The following is a 16,719-nucleotide window of genomic DNA, read 5'->3' as shown; positions in this document are numbered from 1 at the left end:
GCGGCCCCGGGAGCGGGGGCGGGCCCTGTGGCGGTAGCGTCCGGTGCGGCCGGTGGTCGCCGGCGCGGACGGCACGGGCACACCCACAGGAGGGGACGGGGATGAGCGGGACGGCGGAGGGCGCACGGGAGGCTCCCGGGCTGCGGCGGCGGCTGGGCACCGGTGACGCCGTGGTGATCGGCCTGGGGTCGATGATCGGCGCGGGCGTCTTCGCGGCCTTCGCCCCGGCGGCCCGCGCGGCCGGGGCCGGTCTGCTGCTCGGCCTGGCGCTGGCGGCGGTGGTCGCGTACTGCAACGCGACCTCCTCGGCCCGGCTGGCCGCCCGCTACCCGGAGTCCGGGGGCACCTACGTCTACGGCCGCGAGCGGCTGGGGGAGTTCTGGGGCCATCTGGCCGGCTGGGGCTTCGTGGTCGGCAAGACCGCCTCGTGCGCGGCGATGGCCCTGACGGTGGGTCTGTACGTGTGGCCCGGGCAGGCGCACGCGGTCGCGGTCGCGGCGGTGGTGGCTCTGGTGGCGGTGAACTACGCGGGCGTGCGGAAGACCGCCTGGCTGACCCGCGCGATCGTGGCGGTCGTCCTGGCGGTGCTGGCCGCCGTCGTGGTCGTCTGCCTGACCTCGGGCGAGACGGACGCCGCCCGGCTGGCCTTCTGGTCGGCCCCGGCGGGGGAGGTCTCGTCCGGGGAGGTCTCGCCCGGCGGTGTGCTCCAGGCGGCGGGCCTGCTGTTCTTCGCCTTCGCCGGCTACGCGCGCATCGCCACCCTCGGCGAGGAGGTCCGCGACCCGGCCCGCACCATCCCCCGGGCGATCCCGGTGGCGCTGGGCATCACCCTGGTCGTCTACGCCGCCGTCGCGGTCGCGCTGCTCGGCGTGCTGGGCGGCGACGCGCTGGGCCGGGCGACCGCGCCGCTGGCCGACGCGGTGCGCGCGGCGGGCGTACCGGAACTGGTCCCGGTGGTGCGGGTGGGGGCGGCGGTGGCGGCGCTGGGCTCGCTGCTGGCGCTGATCCTCGGCGTCTCCCGCACCACCCTGGCGATGGCCCGCGACCGGCACCTGCCGTCCGCGCTGGCCGCCGTGCACCCGCGCTTCGGCGTGCCGCACCGCGCCGAGCTGGCGGTCGGCGCGGTGGTGGCGGTGGTGGCCGCCACGGGGGACCTGCGCGGCGCGATCGGCTTCTCCTCCTTCGGTGTCCTGGCCTACTACGCGGTCGCCAACGCCTCCGCCTGGACTCTGGGTCCCGGCGAGGGGCGCCCGCCGCGGATCGTGCCGGCGGTGGGCCTGGCCGGGTGCGTGGTGCTGGCCTTCGCCCTGCCGCTCGCCTCGGTGGTCTCGGGGGCGGCGGTGCTGGCGGCCGGCGCCGCCTCGTACGGGGTGCGCCGCGCGCTCGCCGCACGCGGGGCGTAGGCGCCCCCGCGCCCGCTCGTCCCCCCGCGCCCGCTCGTCCTCCCGTCCTCCGCGTTCCCGCGTTCCCTCGTCCGGGGCCCGTGTGGTCCGACCGGCGCTTGATCGACTCGCCGGGGCGCCGGGGGTCGGGAAGAGTTGGAAGGGTGCACGGAGACGGGCGGCAGGAGACGGACGGCGGCAGGACCCGTGTCCGCGCCATCCCCGTCATCGGCCGCCCGCCGTGGATGCTGCCCCTGCTGCTGGTCCTGCTGGGGCTGGCGGTCAATCTGCTGACCCCCGCCGACGTGTTCCTGAGCGCGCCGTTCATCGCGGCGTGCCTGATCGCCGCGGCCCTGTGGAGCTTCGGCGGCACGGCGGTCACGGTGACCGCCTCGACGGTCGCTGTCGTCGCCCTGCTGGTGCGGGCCGGGCTGCACCCGACGGAGAGCACGGTGCGGCTGGTCACCAACGCCACCGTCGGAGTGCTGGCGCTCGTCCTCAGCCGGGTCCTGCACCACAGCGAGGTCAGCGCGGCCTCGGCCCATCAGGTCGCCGAGGCCGTCCAGCTCGCCGTGCTGCCCGTGCCGCCCGGCCGGGTCGGCGACCTGAGAATCGCGGTCCGCTACGAGGCCGCGCAGACGCACGCCCGGATCGGCGGCGACCTGTACGGCGTGCAGCGCACCCTGTACGGGCTGCGGCTGCTGGTGGCCGACGTGCGCGGCAAGGGGACGGAGGCCGTCGGCACGGTCGCCGTCATCCTCGGCGCCTTCCGGGAGGCGGCCGAGGCCGAGGAGGACCTGGGGGCGGTCGCGGACCGCGTCGAGCACGCCCTGCTCCGGGAGGCCGGGCAGCGCGAGACGAGGCCGGGCCGGTCGGAGGAGTTCGCCACGGCCGTGTTCGCCGAGGTCCCGGCCGATGCCCCGGGGAGTCTGCGGATCGTCAACCGGGGCCATCCGCCGCCGGTACTGCTGACCGAACAGGGGGACGTACGGCTGCTGGAGCCGGACACCGAGCCGGACACCGAGCCGGACACCGAGCCGGGTTCCGGGCCGGACACCGAGCCGGGTTCCGGGCCGGGCTCGGAGGCGTACGCGCTGCCGCTGGGACTGGGGGACCTGGCGGGCGGGCCCGGGAGCGGGCGGACGGAACCGGTGCCCTTCCCGCCCGGCTCCCTGCTGCTGCTCCACACCGACGGCCTGACGGAGGCGCGGAACGCGGCGGACGTCTTCTACGACCTGGCGGAGGGGCTGCGCGGCCGGCGTTTCACCGGGCCTGCGGCCCTGCTCGACCACCTCCTCGCGGACGTCGGCGCGCACACCGGCGGGCACCAGGGCGACGACATGGCGCTGCTGGCGGTCATGCGCGACCCGGAGTCTCCGGAGCTTCCGGAGCCCCCGGCCGCCGGTGACCGTCCGTAGCCGCCGCGCACCCCTCCGCATAACAACTGAGGCAACGTCAGATGGTGTGGCCTGCGTCTCATGCGCCGATTCGGCGGTCGAATCGCCCGAATTGGCCCGCTGATGCCCCGATAGTTCTCCGTCAAGAAAGCCCCATGTTCAAAGAGGGGACTTGGAAACCGGAGCGCACCTCTATTAACGTTCGATAACGCAGCGCGGTCGTCACTGTCGCCGAAGAGGGCGGCACCGTGCGCCGTCGCCGAATCCCGCAAGCGCGGCCCCGTCAACAGCGAGGACGCGTCCAGGGAACCGGGGAACCACCAATTGGGGTGAATCGGAGTCATACGGCATGCCCGTATGGATCCGTAGGAGACCTTCCTGCTCCGAACCCGTCAGCTAACCCGGTAGGCGAGAAGGAAGGAAAGGAGAGCGCCCCCGTGGCGTCCAGCACCCCGGCCCCCGAGGTCTCGCACGACCCGCACACCGCCGCTTTCGCCCCGTTCGGCCCGGAGGGCGACGGCGACCAGCCGGTGTGGAACCCGACCGAGGACTCCGTCCGCCCGGTCCGCGGCCGGCACCGCGTCGCCAAGCAGCGCAACGGCATGGCCCGCAGCGGAGCGGTCCTCGGCGTCGGCATGATCGCCGCGGTCGGCGCGGGCGGCATAGCCACCGCCAAGGACAAGTCGCCGGTCGCCATCTCCATGCCGGACGTGGACCTCGGCGCCGTGGCCGAGGGCATCCCCGTCGTCGGCGGCCTCGTCTCCGACGGCGGCGACGGCGGCGACTCCGCCCCTCAGGCGGAGACCACCAGCCCCTTCGGCGGCACCGCCACCCAGGCCGGCCTGGACACCTCCGACGCCACCACGACCGTCGTGACGGCGGACGCGGGCGAGGCACTGCGGGCGCGCATCCTCCAGCAGGCCGACCAGCAGCAGACCGGCGCCGCCCAGGCGGCCCTGGAGGAGGCCGCCGACCAGGCCGCGGACAAGGCGGCCGAGGAAGCCGCCGACCAGGCGGCCGAGGAGGAGGCCGAGCGCAAGCGCAAGGCCGCCGAGGAGGCGGCGCGCAAGGCCGAGGCCGAGCGCCTGGCCAAGCTCGCGGCCAGCTACACCCTCCCCCTCACCTCGTACCAGATCACCTCCACCTACGGCCAGTCCGGTTCGATGTGGGCCAACAACCACACCGGCCTGGACTTCGCCGCCCCCACCGGCACCCCGGTCAAGGCGGTGCACAGCGGCGAGATCGTCGAGGCCGGCTGGGCGGGCTCCTACGGCTACCGCATCATTCTCCGCCTCGACGACGGCACCGAGATCTGGTACGCCCACCTGTCCTCCATGACCGTCACCACCGGCAAGGTGACCACCGGCGACGTCATCGGCCGCGTCGGCTCCACCGGCAACTCCACCGGCGCGCACCTCCACATGGAGGTCCGTCCCGGCGGTGGCGACCCGATCGACCCGCTGGCCTGGCTGCGGAGCAAGGGCCAGTCCATCTGACGACGGCCGGCCCTTCCGGTCCGTCCGGTCCGTCCGGCCCTTCCGGCAGCGGTCCGCCCGGTAGCGGTCCGTCCGGTAGCGGTCCGTCCCGCCCCGACCGGGCCTTTCGAGCCCCGGTCCCGCACACCCCGGCGGCCCTGGTGACACCCCCCGACACCAGGGCCGCCGGTCCTTTCCCCACCCGCGTACCCCTCGTACGTCTTCCCGTCCGTTCACCGGGAGTGGTGCGGCAGCCTTCCGTCCGCTGCGCTGACCGTCCGGGCATCCGGCTAGCCTCGCCCCCGACAGACGCGGCGGGGAGGCGGGACCGGCGATGGGGACGAGGACGGACGGCACGGGCGGGACCGACAGGGCGGACGGGGCCACGGAGACGGGCCCCTCCTCGCGGTTCATCAGGACGCTGTGGTGGTTCACGTTCCACACGGCGTGCGCCACCGCCGCGGTGGCCCTGGCCTACCTCGCCCCGGCCGCGCCGCTGAGCTGGTGGCTGCGGGGCCCGGCCACCCTGACCGCCTGCCTCCTGATCCCGCTGGCGGCCCTGCTGATACCCGTACTCGAACTGCGCCCCGTCCCGTGGGACCGGCGCAGACTGGCGTGGCAGCTCGCCTTCCCCGTCCTCACCGGGGTCGTGCTGGGCGTCACCGCCGGACAGGCCGGGCACGCCGACGGCCTGCGGGAGCGGGGGCGGTGGACTCAGGCCGTGGTCGTGGAGAAGAAGGAGGGGAAGACCGACCGGTGCGTCCTGCGCGACCCGGCCGGCCGGGAGATCTCACCGGACCTGACGCAGGGCGACGGCTGCGACGGTTACGTGGAGAAGGGCGACGTCCTGCGCGTACTCCACGACCCCGAGGGCGCGGCCGATCCCGCCACGGACGAGGACACCCCCTCGTACGGCGGTTTCCTGGTGGGGACGGCACTGGCGCATGTGGCGCTGGGCACCTGGGGGAGCGCGCGCATGCCGCGCCTGAACCCGGGGAGCCGGGCGAACCCGGTGAACCCCGCGCGCCCCGGAACCGGCGGCCGGCCCGGTGGCCGCCGGTTCCGGCCCGCGCGGACCGGCCACCGGCCGTGAACGGCCGCCCGTTCACGGCCGGACGTGACCAGTCACCGGATCAGGCGGGCAGCCGCTCCTCGATCGCGGCGACGACCTCCGCCGCCTCCGGCTCGACGGTGGGACGGAACCGGGCGACGGGGGCGCCGTCCGCCGCGACGAGGAACTTCTCGAAGTTCCACTGCACGTCCCCGGCCTGCCCATCGGCGTCGGCCAGCTCCGTCAGCTCGGCGTAGAGCGGGTGCCTGCCGCCCCCGTTGACGTCGGTCTTCTCCAGCATCGGGAAGGTGACGCCGTAGGTGGCCGAGCAGAACGTGCCGATCTCCTCGGCGGTGCCGGGCTCCTGGCCCATGAACTGGTTGCACGGCACGCCGACCACGGTGAACCCGCGGTCGGCGTACTTCTTCTGCAGCCGCTCCAGACCCTCGTACTGCGGGGTCAGCCCGCACTTGGACGCGACGTTGACGACCAGCAGCACCTTGCCCCGGTGCTCGCCGAGGGTGGTGGGCTCGCCGGTCAGGGTGCGAAGGGGGATGTCGTAGAGGCTCATACGCCCTGTCTAGCAGAGTCCGCGCCCGCGCCCGTCGTGAGCCTTCACACCCACCAGGAACGTTTCCCACGCCCCCGCCGGAAACCTCAGCACGGGCCCGCCCGCCCCCTTGCTGTCCCGCACGGCGGTGTGGTCGGTGAGGAACGCGATCTCGACGCACTCCAGTCCCTGCCCGCCGCTGTGGCTGGACTTGAACCAGTGGGTGCGTACGGGGTCCTCAAAGCGACTTGAGTGAGAAGAGGGCATCGCAGTTCCTTGAGTAGCTTGCCGACGGGGACGGTCGAGATGGCTCAGGGCCTGCCCGGTCAAAGACCGGTCACCGGAACGATCGCGTCATCGTGCCGGGAATCCTTGGCCTGGAAGCGGACGAGGCGGCGGGAGGAGTCGATCGCCGTCTTCGGCGGGATCAGGGTGAACGCCATCACCACCTTCGCGGGGTCAGCCTTGCCACGTGAAACAACGGCCTTGACGTCAGTATCGCTCTTGCCCTCAGCGACCGGGTAGAGCAGTGCGACACCGGTGTTGGGGCCTACCGACGGGCCCCCGGCAGGAGCGGACGGGGAGGCGGCAGCCGCGTCAATGAGCCGCTGAGCCGCAAGCTGGTGTTCCACGCTCGCGATACGGCCGAAGGACGGCTTTCCGGTCTGCCTGCTGCGGCGTACAAGCGAGAGAGGAACAGAGTCCATCACGGACGCCTCGACCCGGCTTCCCTGGGCGAGCTGCGGAGAGATCAGCAGCCAGTCATCGACCGTGGCCAGACGGCCATCAAGCTGAACCAGATACCGCAGGTGCGGCTGGAAGATACCCTCGCGCTCCCACTCAAGCGCACTGAGTACAGCGAGCAGCTCCGAGTGGCTGACACGTGTGGTGAGGGCGGAGAAGGTACGGCTCAGACCGGTGTCCCCGTTCGGTGGGTTCGTGAAGGTGACCGGCTCATAGGGGAAGCTGCTGAGCAGAGGGCCCCACCGCTCGGTGTTGCGCCGGAGAGCGGCCGAGTCCTGCGGATAGGCCGCGGGTTCGATCGGCCTGCCGGGCGAACGGACCTCGACGAGCTCGGCGTTGAACATCTTGTTGCGGGCCGATGGCTTGATCCATGACAGGTGCTGAGCGACCAGTGGCGGGACCTGTGCCGGGGTGACCTGTGGTTTGCCGTCAACGAGTTCGGCGTACCGGGTGAGCTGCTGGCGGAACAGCTCCTCGTCCCGGCAGATCGCTTCGAAGGCCTCATAGAGATCGGCAGTCGAGGTCTTGGTCAGAGCTTCCTCACGGCCTATGTAGAGGCGTACGAGATCGCGGTAGCCGGGACGGAACCCGAACCAGCGGCCCATCTGCATGAGCGTGTCCGCCTGGCGGGTCGTGCGGCGGTAGTAGGTGATGGTCAGGCCCTCGATGGTGAAGCCACGGGACAGCTTGGTGCCGCCTACGAGGATCTTCCAGACGTTCGGGGTGCGGTCGAAGTCGAGGTTGAGCTGTTCGAAGTAGCGGTCCGAGTTGCCGTTGACGATCACGACCGCATTGCCGCCCGAACCGATGCGCTTCCTCGCCTCGCTGACGTACGGCCGGAGTTCGTCGTACGACTCCGGACAAGGAAGGTCGGCCGCCTGAGCAGCGGAGACTGGGGCGAAGTCGTCCTTCCACAGTTTGGCGAGACGGGCGTGGCCTTCCGTGGACATGTAGCCGGCCTGGTGCCACATCGTGTTGATGCGCAGAGCGAGATCGGCATGGTCGTCCACACGCACGGACTCGTGAACGAGCATGGTGTGGTGACGGAACGGCCCGGCGGCCACACCGTGGTCGGCACGGAAGAGTTTCAGCGCACCAGTGAGGACAAAGCTGTCCATGGCCTCCTGAAGGCGGTTATCGACGCCACCGTAGACGCCCCGCACATGTGCCTTCTCCTGGGAGTTCGCGACCGTCCGTTCAGAGGGGGGCAGCGAGGAGTCGAGGTCGTGGAAGTCCTGGACGCCCATGTAACCCTCAGGACGGGGCAGGGAGATGAGGAAGTCGCTGGGGAAGATGTCCTGGGCATCGCCTGGGTCAACGAAGACGTTCGCGAACGGCGTGGCCGTGTAGCCGATGTACTGGGCGCGCGGCAGCAGTCCCAGAAGCTGTGAGATCAGGCTGTTGATAGCTGTGCGCTCGGTGGAGCCCTGGGACCACTTCTTGGGGTCAGAGGTGTTGACCGAAGCCTGGTCGGACTCGTCGTCGATGATCAGCGCAGGAAGCTCACCGAGGATGCCGTGAACCTGCTTGAGATCCTTGACCAGCTTCGTCAGGACGCTCTTGTTCTTCTTGACGACCATCACCCGGGCCGCCGCGTGGTGCAGGTTGGCCGGGTCGTACAGCGGCAGTGCCGGCTCCCGCTTCTCGAACTCCAGAGCCCGGATCCCCTGGGCAAGGCTCCTGTAGTCCTTGTCGCGCGTCGTCAGGCGCTCGATGTCAAAGGCACGCTGTGCTGAGGGGCGTCCGCCGTGCTGTACGAACTTCGGCCAGTCGTCATCGTCGCCCACGTAGTCGATACCGACGAGCGAGTCGATGTCACTGGGGTCAGCTCCGCGCAGGATGTTCTCCTGGCCGATCAGTTCCATGTCGAGTCGGCGCTGTGTCTGGGCACGCAGCAGGTTGAGCGTGCCGCCGAGGACGATGACCAGGCGGTAGCCCGCATCGACTGCCTTCGCTATGACACCGGTGAAGTTAGCGGTCTTGCCGGACTGCACATACCCGACGACCAAGCCCTTCGCCTGCCGCACGGCCTTCTGCTCAGGGTCGCCGAGCCGCTCGACCACCGCCTTGCTTGCCTCGTCCAGGCTCGCGACCGCTGCCTCGGACCACCCCTTCTCACGGAGCTTGTTCTCGTATGCACGCCAGTAGAAAGAACGGGCTGCGGCGCGCTCGGGGGTGTACCAGGGGACGTGTTCGCGCGCGATTACGGTGGCTCCTGCGGCGTGGGCGACAGGGACCACAGTGTCGAGAACCTTGCGCAGATCGTCACCGAAACGGAGACGGTCATAGACCGCGGCACGGCGTTCGTCTGTACGGGGCCCGGTACCTGGCGCCCATCGTGGCTCGCTTGCGAAGTCCCAGGCCGTCAGGGCCCGGGCCCAGAGCGCGACAAGCGGCCCGCCTCGGGGTGCCTCATCGGTGAGGCGTACGCGGAGAGTCTCCTCGCTGAGATCGGCGCCGGGGAAGTCCTCGTCGGCGATGCTCTCAGCGAGCCTCTGAAACTGGCGGGGGTTGGCACCCATGCCGTTCAGGACATCTGTGTGGATCTCCAGGAGCACATCTGGCATGGCAGTCTCCTTCTGAAGCGGGTGGCGAGGTCAGGAGGCGAGGCGGTTACGGCGTTCGCGCTGAGCGTGCACCGCGGCGAGAAGGATGCTGTTCCAGTACTCGATACGGTCGGCCCTCTTCCTCTCCCAGCGGCCGAGCCCGAAGCAGTCCTGGAGAAGCAGATACAGGAGGGTCTTGGTCACCGGGGCGTCATTGGCGCCGCCACGCCGTCCGTCGTTGAAGTCCTCCCTGAAGTCCCTGTTCAGAAGGATGACGTAATTGTCGCGGTCAAGGTCGAAGAAGCGGTCATCAGGGAGCGACACCCAGTCGATGCGGACAGGGTCGTCATCCTTGAGCGGCAGCTCCTCGCGGACGGCCCGTTTGACTTTGGGGTCGAAGCCCTTGCCCGGCTCGTTGACGGCGGCCCTTTCGATGACCGAGCGCGAGGCCCCTTCCCGGTACGCGGTCTCCGCGTCAGCAAGGTACGCGCGGAACGTGGTGCCGGAATCGTCGGTCGCCTTCTCCACGCCGAGAGTGAAGGCGGGCGTGACCTCGACCCCGTCCTTCTTGACGGTGAGGCTGAACACCTCATTCGGGGTGCTGGGCAGGTCCACGGCTATGCGGGCGAGCACCAGGTGCCCTTCGGGACTGCGCAGATTGCTCCAGCCGCCAGCCTGCACGAGCCGGTCATTGCGGTAGAAGTAGAACCCCTGGCGGTCCTGGATGGAGCCGATCTGCCGGAAGCCGGCGAGGTTCGACTTGGCAGGCCAGATATGAGCCTCCAGCGTGACCTCACCCACGCCCTCCACCGGAGCGGTGAACTTCTTCGGGTACCCCGCCTTACCGGGAACCTTGTAACCGAACGGGTCCAGAGGGTCCACGCTGTTGTGGTCCACCTCCTCTCCCGTGGACACGTCCCAGACAGCGATGTCCAGCTTGAGCCCATTGCTGAGGAAGCGGTGCAGGTAGAGACCGAGATGTATGCCGAGTTGCGTGATGGCCTTCGACAGGAACTGCTCGCTCTGTCCGGGGGCGACGGTCTCGAAGGCCCGTACATGGTCCCAGCGCACGATCGTCCCGTGCCATTCGATGAGGCCGTCGTAGGTGTCGATCTGCTGTTGTGCGAATCCTGGCTCGACCGTGTCGCACCGGAAGCCGTCTTCGATGCTCTCCGCTGTCAGCTTGCGGCCGGCGGCCCGGCTGCGCTTGGTACGGCTGATGACGGTGAGTGACCGGGCCTGCGACAGAGAGGCTGCCTTGAGGCCAGTCCCGTACATGCCGAGCGCCTGTCCTTCGTAGTCGCGGCGGCGGCCGACGGTCATGGCCTGGTCGAGTTCCGCGTCGTTCATGCCGTGGCCGTTGTCGAGGACGAGCAGCGACAGGATGCGGTCGGAGTCGCGGAGGAAGTGCACCACGACGGAATCGGCCCCAGCGTCAATCGAGTTGTCGATGAGGTCGGCAACGGCGGCTTCGAAGCCGTATCCCTGGTTGGTCAGGGCTCTGGCATATCCGGCGTCCGGAGGCAGGTGAGTGCTTCCGCTGGTCGGGACGTCGTACTGCCAGCTGGCGGGGAGGGAGACGGAGGGCGGCATACGCAAGCGGTTCCTTGACACACAGGTTGGGCCTGGGTGGGGGGAACAATGGCCCGTGGGTTCTACTGGCCCTGAGAGTGTACGCGGGCGCCAGTCGTGAGCGCATCCCCCTAGCTGAAGCCAAGTTGACTCTGATCACAAGTGCTCCTAGCGGAGTGGTCTTTCACCCGCCTTACGAACGTGTCCCAGGCGGGGAGGGAGAGCAGCAGCACAGCCCCGTCACGCTCCTTGCTGTCCCGCACGGCTGTGCCTTCCGGGGTGAGTGCCACCTCTACGCACTCGGTCGCTCCCGCGCCGCTGTACGAGGACTTGAACCAGGCGTTGTCCGGGACACCTGGTATCGCTGGACGCATCACATCTCCTTACGGACGCTGTCGATCAGGTCGGCTGACGCTGTCATGTCCAGGGCCTGAGCGCGAAGGTAGTCGAACGCGAGCCTGTACCGGTCCAGCTCGTCCTCTTTCTCCAGAAAGATCGACCCCACGTGGATGTCCACGTACACCACGTCCAGCGATGGCTCGGCACCGCCGATGATGACGAAGCTGCCCAGAGCGGCGGAGTGCGCCCCCTTGGAGAAGGGCAGAACCTGGAGCGTGATGCTGGGCGAGCCGCCGGCCTCCAGAAGGTGTCCGAGCTGCTCGCGCATCACGTCCGGCGACCCCACGACACGGCGGATGACGGACTCGTCAAGCACGGCCCAGATGTGAGGTGGCTTCTCCCGGGTGAGGACCTCCTGCCGCTTCATGCGGAGATCCACGAGCCGCTCGATCTCCTCGGGAGCGAAGCGCATCTCGGATGCGTACTGCACCGCTTCGGTGTAGCGGCGGGTCTGGAGGAGGCCGGGAACGTACAGGCAGGCGAAGTGGTCCTCGCGCACCGCCTCGTCCTCAAGGGTGAGCAACAGGTTCATGGTTTCCGGAAGCTTGTCCGCGATGGGCGCCCACCACCCTTGCTGGTGGGCGTCCTTGGCGAGTCTGACGGTGGCCTCACGCTCAGCGTCACTCGCCCTGTAGTGGCGGCAGAGAGCATCCACGACAAGCCAGCGCACGGGCCCTTCCTGTGTCTCGTAGCGGCTGACGGTCGCTTTCGACACCCCGACGAGACGGCCTGCCTCCTCAAGAGTCATCCCCGAACGGGCACGGAGCTTCCGCATCATCGCGCCGAGCTGACGACGTCGTGTGGTGACCCTTGGCGGCATGACGGTAACCCTCCTGCTCTGCGGGCTCCTGCCCGCATGTGGCCAACCAGGCTAGGAGTGAGCCAAGTTGACCTTCCGGCGATTCACCCGATCGATTCTTGTGAGAAGTTACACGGGGGGATATCTCATGCCACAATCGCAGTCAGGCGGTCACCCGGCGAAGCCGCACGGAGCGGCAGGCGCAGCGTCGGTGTGGCGCGAAGGGAGTGCGACCCATGGACGGCTACGGCATCACGGAACCCCGACTGCGCTCAGTGCTGCCTTTCAGAGCGGCTGCGGACGAACTGAGCGGGCTGCGAATGACCGTCAGGGAGCAGCTGAATCTCTGGGGGCTGACCGAACTGGTGGACGATGTGGAAGTGGTCGCGGGAGAACTCGCGGCCAATGTCGTCAGGCATGTGGGGCAGGACACCGCCGCAACCCTCGTCCTGGCGGTGGGTGATGGCCGGCTGCGGCTCGAAGCTCACGACGGTTCCCATACGGTCCCCGAGATCAGGCAGCCCGGTGACTACGAAGAGAACGGCCGCGGACTGCGTCTGCTCGCCGAGCTGGCCGCCGACTGGGGAACGATGCTCACGGCCTCCGGCAAGGCGGTCTGGTGTGAGTTCTCCCTGAGCGTGAAGGAGGAGTACCAGCGCCTTCGGCGAGCCGCGAGCACTCTGGAGGTCTACGGCCGCATCTCTGGACGGCTGGCACCAACCAGCACGCGCAACCTCGCCGTTCTCGAAGGGTCGGCTACAGGGCTCATCGCCGACCTTCTCTGCTGGGTGGCGAAGCAGGGGCAGGACCCGGATGACTTCCTCGACCGGGCACAGATGCACTACGAGGCGGAGTCGGGCGCCGCATGACCTCGCTGCGCGGACAAGCCGACGCTGTGGAGAGTGAGCAGGAATGCGACATGATGCGTTGCAGTGGCCATGGAGGAGGGCCGATTACAGCGACCCTCCTCCATGGCGGCAACCGTAGGGGAAATATCGTATGAGTGGTCGCAGAGCTGTGCAGGGTGACTCATGGGGCACGGGGTCATGCTGGACACTTGTGGAAGCCGTAGCGTTGTCAGTGGGCCGTGTAACCCTCTGTGACGACGGATGGCACAAGGTATCCGTCAGGCACGCCTGGAAGGAGGGCGCATGAGCCGCACTGAGTCCATGTTCACCTCAGTGGAGATCTGCGCCGGAGCCGGGGGACAGGCCCTGGGGCTACACAATGCCGGCTTCCGTCACCTAGCTCTCGTCGAGATCGACGAGAACGCTTGCAACACTCTCAGAGACAACGTGGAGGGGAATCCGGACTGGGGAGACTGCCGGATCCTTCCAAAGGATCTCACCAAGCTGAGCCCCGAGGAGCTTGCTGAGGAACTAGGCTTGGGTGAAGGAGAGCTTGACCTCTTTGCTGGAGGGGTTCCATGCCCTCCGTTCTCTGCGGCCGGCAAGCAGTTGGGCGAGGAAGACGAACGCGACTTGTTTCCCTACGCGCTCGCGATGGTGGAGTACCTCAAGCCCAAGGCCGTCATGATCGAAAACGTGCGAGGACTGCTCGAACCGGAGCACAAGTTCCGGAACTACCGAGAGAGCGTGATCAAGCGTCGTCTGTGCGAAGCGGGATACGTGATCTGCGGTTGGAGGGTCATTGAGGCGTGTGACTACGGGGTTCCGCAGCTTCGTCCCCGAGCGATCCTGGTCGCCTTGCGGGAGGAGTATGCCGGGCACTTTGAGTGGCCGGACCCGGGCGAGACCAAACTGGTGACGGTGGGCGAGGCCCTGGCTGAATCGATGGACAAGCGCTTCGGTGACTCGCCGACAGGCAGGGCCGCATACGAACGCTGGTACGAGAAGGCTTGCACCGGCGTAGCGCCGACCCTGGTGGGTGGTTCGAAGAAGCACGGTGGAGCGGATCTTGGTCCCACGCGCGCCAAGAAGGCATGGCGCAAGCTTGGTGTCGATGCCATGGGAGTGGCGAACGAACCAGAGGAGATGAAGGACCCCAAACGGGACCTGTACGGCGTGGACAAAGAAGGCGTGCCGATCGGTCCCAAGCTCACGGTGAGCCAGGCCGCGATCATCCAGGGCTTCCCCGAAGAGTGGAAGTTCTCCGGGCGTAAGACTGCTGCCTACCGTCAGGTGGGAAACGCCTTCCCTCCGCCTGTCGCGCAGGCCATCGGCGCACAGATCATCACGGCACTCGAAGCGGGGACCAAGGAGCCCTCTGCTGTCCCCGCAGAGTGGGATGAGGTCCGGGAGACGACGCTATTCGAGCTTCCCGCCCCGCCTGTCCCGCTCGGCACGGAGTCGGCTGACCGTAGCGGCGATCTCGAGCGCGCAGTCGTCGGGTGACTCATGTTCCCAGAACCGCAGCACGGTCCACCCTGCTTCGGTGAGGCGCTGGTCGGTGTCCCGGTCCCGGGCTATGTTCCCTGCTACTTTGCCTGACCAGTAACCGGGGTTGGTTCTGGGCGGCACGTAGTGTTCAGGGCAGCCGTGCCAGTAGCAGCCGTCTATGAACACAGCGACCTTCGCCGGACGGAACACCATGTCCGCCGTCCGGCGAAGGTTCTTGATCGGCCTAGCTGATACTCGGTAGCGAAGCCCCAGAGCGTGCACGAGTCGCCGCACCGTTTGCTCGGGCTTCGTGTCCCGGCTCCGGATGGCCTGCATGTTCCGCCGTCGTGCGGTCGACGATGCCCACGATCCTTCTGGCAGCTTCGAGGGATCCTCGCCGACACTCGGGTTTCCTTTTGGAGTCACTTTCTCCCCACATGCCTCATTCAGTATCTTCTTCCTTCTCTTATGGGGTTTTGGGCCGGGCTGTTATGGCCGACTCCTCCATTCTCCCTGTCTGTGCAGGTGGAAGGAGGCGTCACGGTGTCCTGCCCCGGAGTGCGCGGTTGCGGCAGGTGCGGCCGTGGGGCCAGGTGGCCCCAGAGGGCGAGCAAGGTGACGGAGCTTGTGTCAGTTCTGCACGCATCAAGGGTCCGGCTCGATGGGTTGCTTACTCTACAATCATGTCTTGATTTACGGCATCTGGACGACGACCCTAAGGCGTGGAGACGTGTCGGCACCTGAGTGGTTCACTGACCTGCTTGCATGGAAGGAATCTTCCAATAAAAACGTTCTAGAAGTATGCGGGGAAGGGTGGGCGCCAAACATTTCTGACGTAGATAACAAGACGAGTGTTCAGATAGCTAAGTCTGTCTTCCGTGAACTGGGCGTGGAGCGGAGGGTTTCTGCCAGGTCGAGTCAAGCGAAAGAAGAGAGCCGAGGTGCTGCACTCGAAAATTCGATTACAAAGGAACTTGCTGTAAAGCTCCCGGAGGCGAGGGCGGAGGTTCCTTGGGTAGTGAAGCGTGGCGAAGATGTGCGGAAGTTTGAGCAATACAAGCACTTGGCTGGATTGCGTGAACTACTTTCGGGTAATGCCAGTCTGCGTGTCACTCTGGGGACTGACTATCAGATAGCTCCCGATGTGACAGTTTCTGTCGATATTCCAGGTAATCCGCTTCATGCGGTGGTGTCTTGTAAGTGGACTCTGCGTTCGGACCGCGCGCAGAACGTCCGTCACGAGTTTAATCTCTTGGTGCGTTCTAGGCGAGGTCGAGCCCCGCATCTGGTGGCTATTACAGCGGAGCCTTTGCCGAGTCGCCTTTCATCGCTTACTCGGGGAACCGGTGAGATTGATGCAATCTACCACCTCTCCTTCGAAGAGACTCAGAAGGCGGTTCGCGAGTACGGCGGTAAAAGGCACAGAAGGAACGAGCCTTCCCAGTTGGAGTTGTGGGAGGAGATGACTGGACAGAATCGTCTCAGGGACTACGGCAGTCTGGTGAGAGATCTTGTGCGGTACTGATCGGCTCAGATAGTGGGAAATTTGGTGGTTCGGGCTCAGTGAACGCTTCTCATCCTGAGCGCCAGGCGATCTCGATGGCGTGAACGGCGGCGACCGTGCGACCGATGCGGTTGGTGCTGCACCGGGCCTTGCGGAGGATCCGCCATTGCTTGAGGCGGGCGAAGGCGCGTTCGCCCGGGGCGCGCAGCCGGGCGTGGTCGCGGTTGTACTGCTGGTAGTGCTCGGGCAGGTCGCGATGACCGTAGTAGGGGGTGCGGACGGTCGCGCCGGCGCCCTGGTAGGCGCGGTCGGCCAGGACGAGGAGCTGACGGGACAGGCAGGCTTGGATCACACCGTGGGCGCGGGCTGCGGTCAGGTCGTGCGTGCGGCCCGGTGTCGCGCGGGAGAACCAGAGCGGGGTGCCGTCCGGGCGGGCGATGACCTGCACGTTCATCCCGTGGCGGCGGTGCTTCTGCGAGTAGTACGGCTCGTCCGCCGCGATGCGGTTGGTAGTGATCAAAGTGCCGTCGAGGATGACGAACCCCTCCGGCGGCAGCTCGCGCAGGGCCTCGTGCAGGCTCGGGGCGCGCTCGGCGAGGAGGTCGACCGTTTCGCTCACGTACCGGCCGGCGGTGGCGGTGGAGATGCCGAACCCCGCTGCGGCCTGGGCCAGGGTCTCGTTCTTGCGCAGGTGCACCAGGACCAGCAGGGCCTGGCGGAAGCAGCCCAGCTTCCGCCAGCGGGAGTTCAGCTCACGCCTTCGGGCGTAGATGAGCCAGGAAACGTGCTCCACGACTTCGTGGGGGACGTCGAGCATGGCACGATACGGGACCAACAGGGCTCCTGTGTCGAGACGTTGGCGAGTGAGATCACCAGCCGCAACGACCAGGAGCCCTGCCGCGTTACGGCCCCCCGACCACCAGCCGCCATCACCCACGAACCACAGGATGAGAAGCGTTCA

15 protein-coding genes and 1 riboswitch are annotated in these 16,719 nt (G+C 67.9%); of the genes, 7 read left to right on the top strand and 8 right to left on the bottom strand.

The features are described 5' to 3' along the window. The first annotated feature begins 101 nt into the window (after positions 1–101). The 4 genes from CUT83_RS09555 (at position 102) to CUT83_RS09540 (ending at position 5,347) form a co-directional block, all read left to right on the top strand. Positions 102–1,403: an APC family permease gene (locus tag CUT83_RS09555; protein WP_101255438.1), complete on the top strand. Its 1,302-nt coding sequence runs from the start codon at positions 102–104 to the stop codon at positions 1,401–1,403. Between the two features lie 143 nt (positions 1,404–1,546). Further along, positions 1,547–2,800 (top strand): PP2C family protein-serine/threonine phosphatase, encoded by a 1,254-nt coding sequence (locus CUT83_RS09550; protein WP_240957614.1) that lies wholly within the window; start codon positions 1,547–1,549, stop codon positions 2,798–2,800. Between the two features lie 226 nt (positions 2,801–3,026). Next, positions 3,027–3,205: riboswitch (cyclic di-AMP (ydaO/yuaA leader) on the top strand. 11 nt (positions 3,206–3,216) lie between these two features. Then, positions 3,217–4,275 (top strand): M23 family metallopeptidase, encoded by a 1,059-nt coding sequence (locus CUT83_RS09545; protein ID WP_101255437.1) that lies wholly within the window; start codon positions 3,217–3,219, stop codon positions 4,273–4,275. A gap of 313 nt (positions 4,276–4,588) precedes the next feature. Beyond that, complete coding sequence (locus tag CUT83_RS09540) at positions 4,589–5,347, top strand: hypothetical protein (RefSeq protein ID WP_101255436.1); 759 nt, start codon at positions 4,589–4,591, stop codon at positions 5,345–5,347. Between the two features lie 40 nt (positions 5,348–5,387). Here CUT83_RS09540 and CUT83_RS09535 read toward each other — a convergent pair whose 3' ends face one another. From CUT83_RS09535 to CUT83_RS09510, 6 genes are all read right to left on the bottom strand, one after another. Continuing rightward, a complete protein-coding gene (locus CUT83_RS09535) occupies positions 5,388–5,876 on the bottom strand; it encodes a glutathione peroxidase (RefSeq protein ID WP_101255435.1) in 489 nt (162 codons plus the stop codon). A 9-nt stretch (positions 5,877–5,885) separates the two neighbouring features. Continuing rightward, positions 5,886–6,122 carry a DUF397 domain-containing protein gene (locus CUT83_RS09530; RefSeq protein ID WP_101255434.1) on the bottom strand — a complete coding sequence of 79 codons (237 nt, stop codon included), beginning with the start codon at positions 6,120–6,122 and terminating at the stop codon, positions 5,886–5,888. A 59-nt stretch (positions 6,123–6,181) separates the two neighbouring features. Further along, the gene (locus tag CUT83_RS09525) at positions 6,182–9,166 is read right to left on the bottom strand and encodes a Z1 domain-containing protein (RefSeq protein ID WP_101255433.1); all 2,985 of its coding nucleotides are present in this window, start codon (positions 9,164–9,166) and stop codon (positions 6,182–6,184) included. Positions 9,167–9,196: 30 nt separating this feature from the next. Then, positions 9,197–10,738, bottom strand: coding sequence for an ATP-binding protein (locus tag CUT83_RS09520; RefSeq protein WP_101255432.1), 1,542 nt, complete (start codon positions 10,736–10,738; stop codon positions 9,197–9,199). A gap of 110 nt (positions 10,739–10,848) precedes the next feature. Further along, positions 10,849–11,091, bottom strand: a complete 243-nt coding sequence (locus tag CUT83_RS09515) for a DUF397 domain-containing protein (RefSeq protein ID WP_101255431.1) — start codon at positions 11,089–11,091, stop codon at positions 10,849–10,851. Continuing rightward, the gene (locus tag CUT83_RS09510; RefSeq protein ID WP_101255430.1) at positions 11,091–11,936 is read right to left on the bottom strand and encodes a helix-turn-helix domain-containing protein; all 846 of its coding nucleotides are present in this window, start codon (positions 11,934–11,936) and stop codon (positions 11,091–11,093) included. Before CUT83_RS09510 ends, CUT83_RS09515 begins: the two co-directional genes overlap by 1 nt. A gap of 215 nt (positions 11,937–12,151) precedes the next feature. Here CUT83_RS09510 and CUT83_RS09505 point away from each other — a divergent pair, with 215 nt between their 5' ends. Then, positions 12,152–12,784, top strand: coding sequence for an ATP-binding protein (locus CUT83_RS09505; RefSeq protein ID WP_101255429.1), 633 nt, complete (start codon positions 12,152–12,154; stop codon positions 12,782–12,784). A 282-nt stretch (positions 12,785–13,066) separates the two neighbouring features. Then, positions 13,067–14,269, top strand: coding sequence for a DNA cytosine methyltransferase (locus CUT83_RS09500; protein ID WP_101255428.1), 1,203 nt, complete (start codon positions 13,067–13,069; stop codon positions 14,267–14,269). On the opposite strand, the gene CUT83_RS09495 is transcribed toward CUT83_RS09500, so the two are convergent. Continuing rightward, positions 14,183–14,635, bottom strand: coding sequence for a very short patch repair endonuclease (locus CUT83_RS09495; RefSeq protein ID WP_277347704.1), 453 nt, complete (start codon positions 14,633–14,635; stop codon positions 14,183–14,185). The genes CUT83_RS09500 and CUT83_RS09495 overlap by 87 nt on opposite strands. A gap of 307 nt (positions 14,636–14,942) precedes the next feature. On the opposite strand from CUT83_RS09495, the gene CUT83_RS09490 reads away from it, so the two are divergent. Beyond that, positions 14,943–15,779 (top strand): NgoMIV family type II restriction endonuclease, encoded by an 837-nt coding sequence (locus tag CUT83_RS09490; protein ID WP_158238985.1) that lies wholly within the window; start codon positions 14,943–14,945, stop codon positions 15,777–15,779. A 49-nt stretch (positions 15,780–15,828) separates the two neighbouring features. On the opposite strand, the gene CUT83_RS09485 is transcribed toward CUT83_RS09490, so the two are convergent. Continuing rightward, positions 15,829–16,575, bottom strand: coding sequence for a transposase family protein (locus CUT83_RS09485; RefSeq protein ID WP_101254054.1), 747 nt, complete (start codon positions 16,573–16,575; stop codon positions 15,829–15,831). Between the last annotated feature and the right edge of the window lie 144 nt (positions 16,576–16,719).

Origin of the sequence: Streptomyces barkulensis (genome assembly GCF_002843305.1) — a bacterium.
GTDB lineage: Bacteria > Actinomycetota > Actinomycetes > Streptomycetales > Streptomycetaceae > Streptomyces > Streptomyces barkulensis.
Note: the sequence above shows the minus strand (reverse complement) of the source record. Positions and strands in the feature narration are given on the sequence as shown.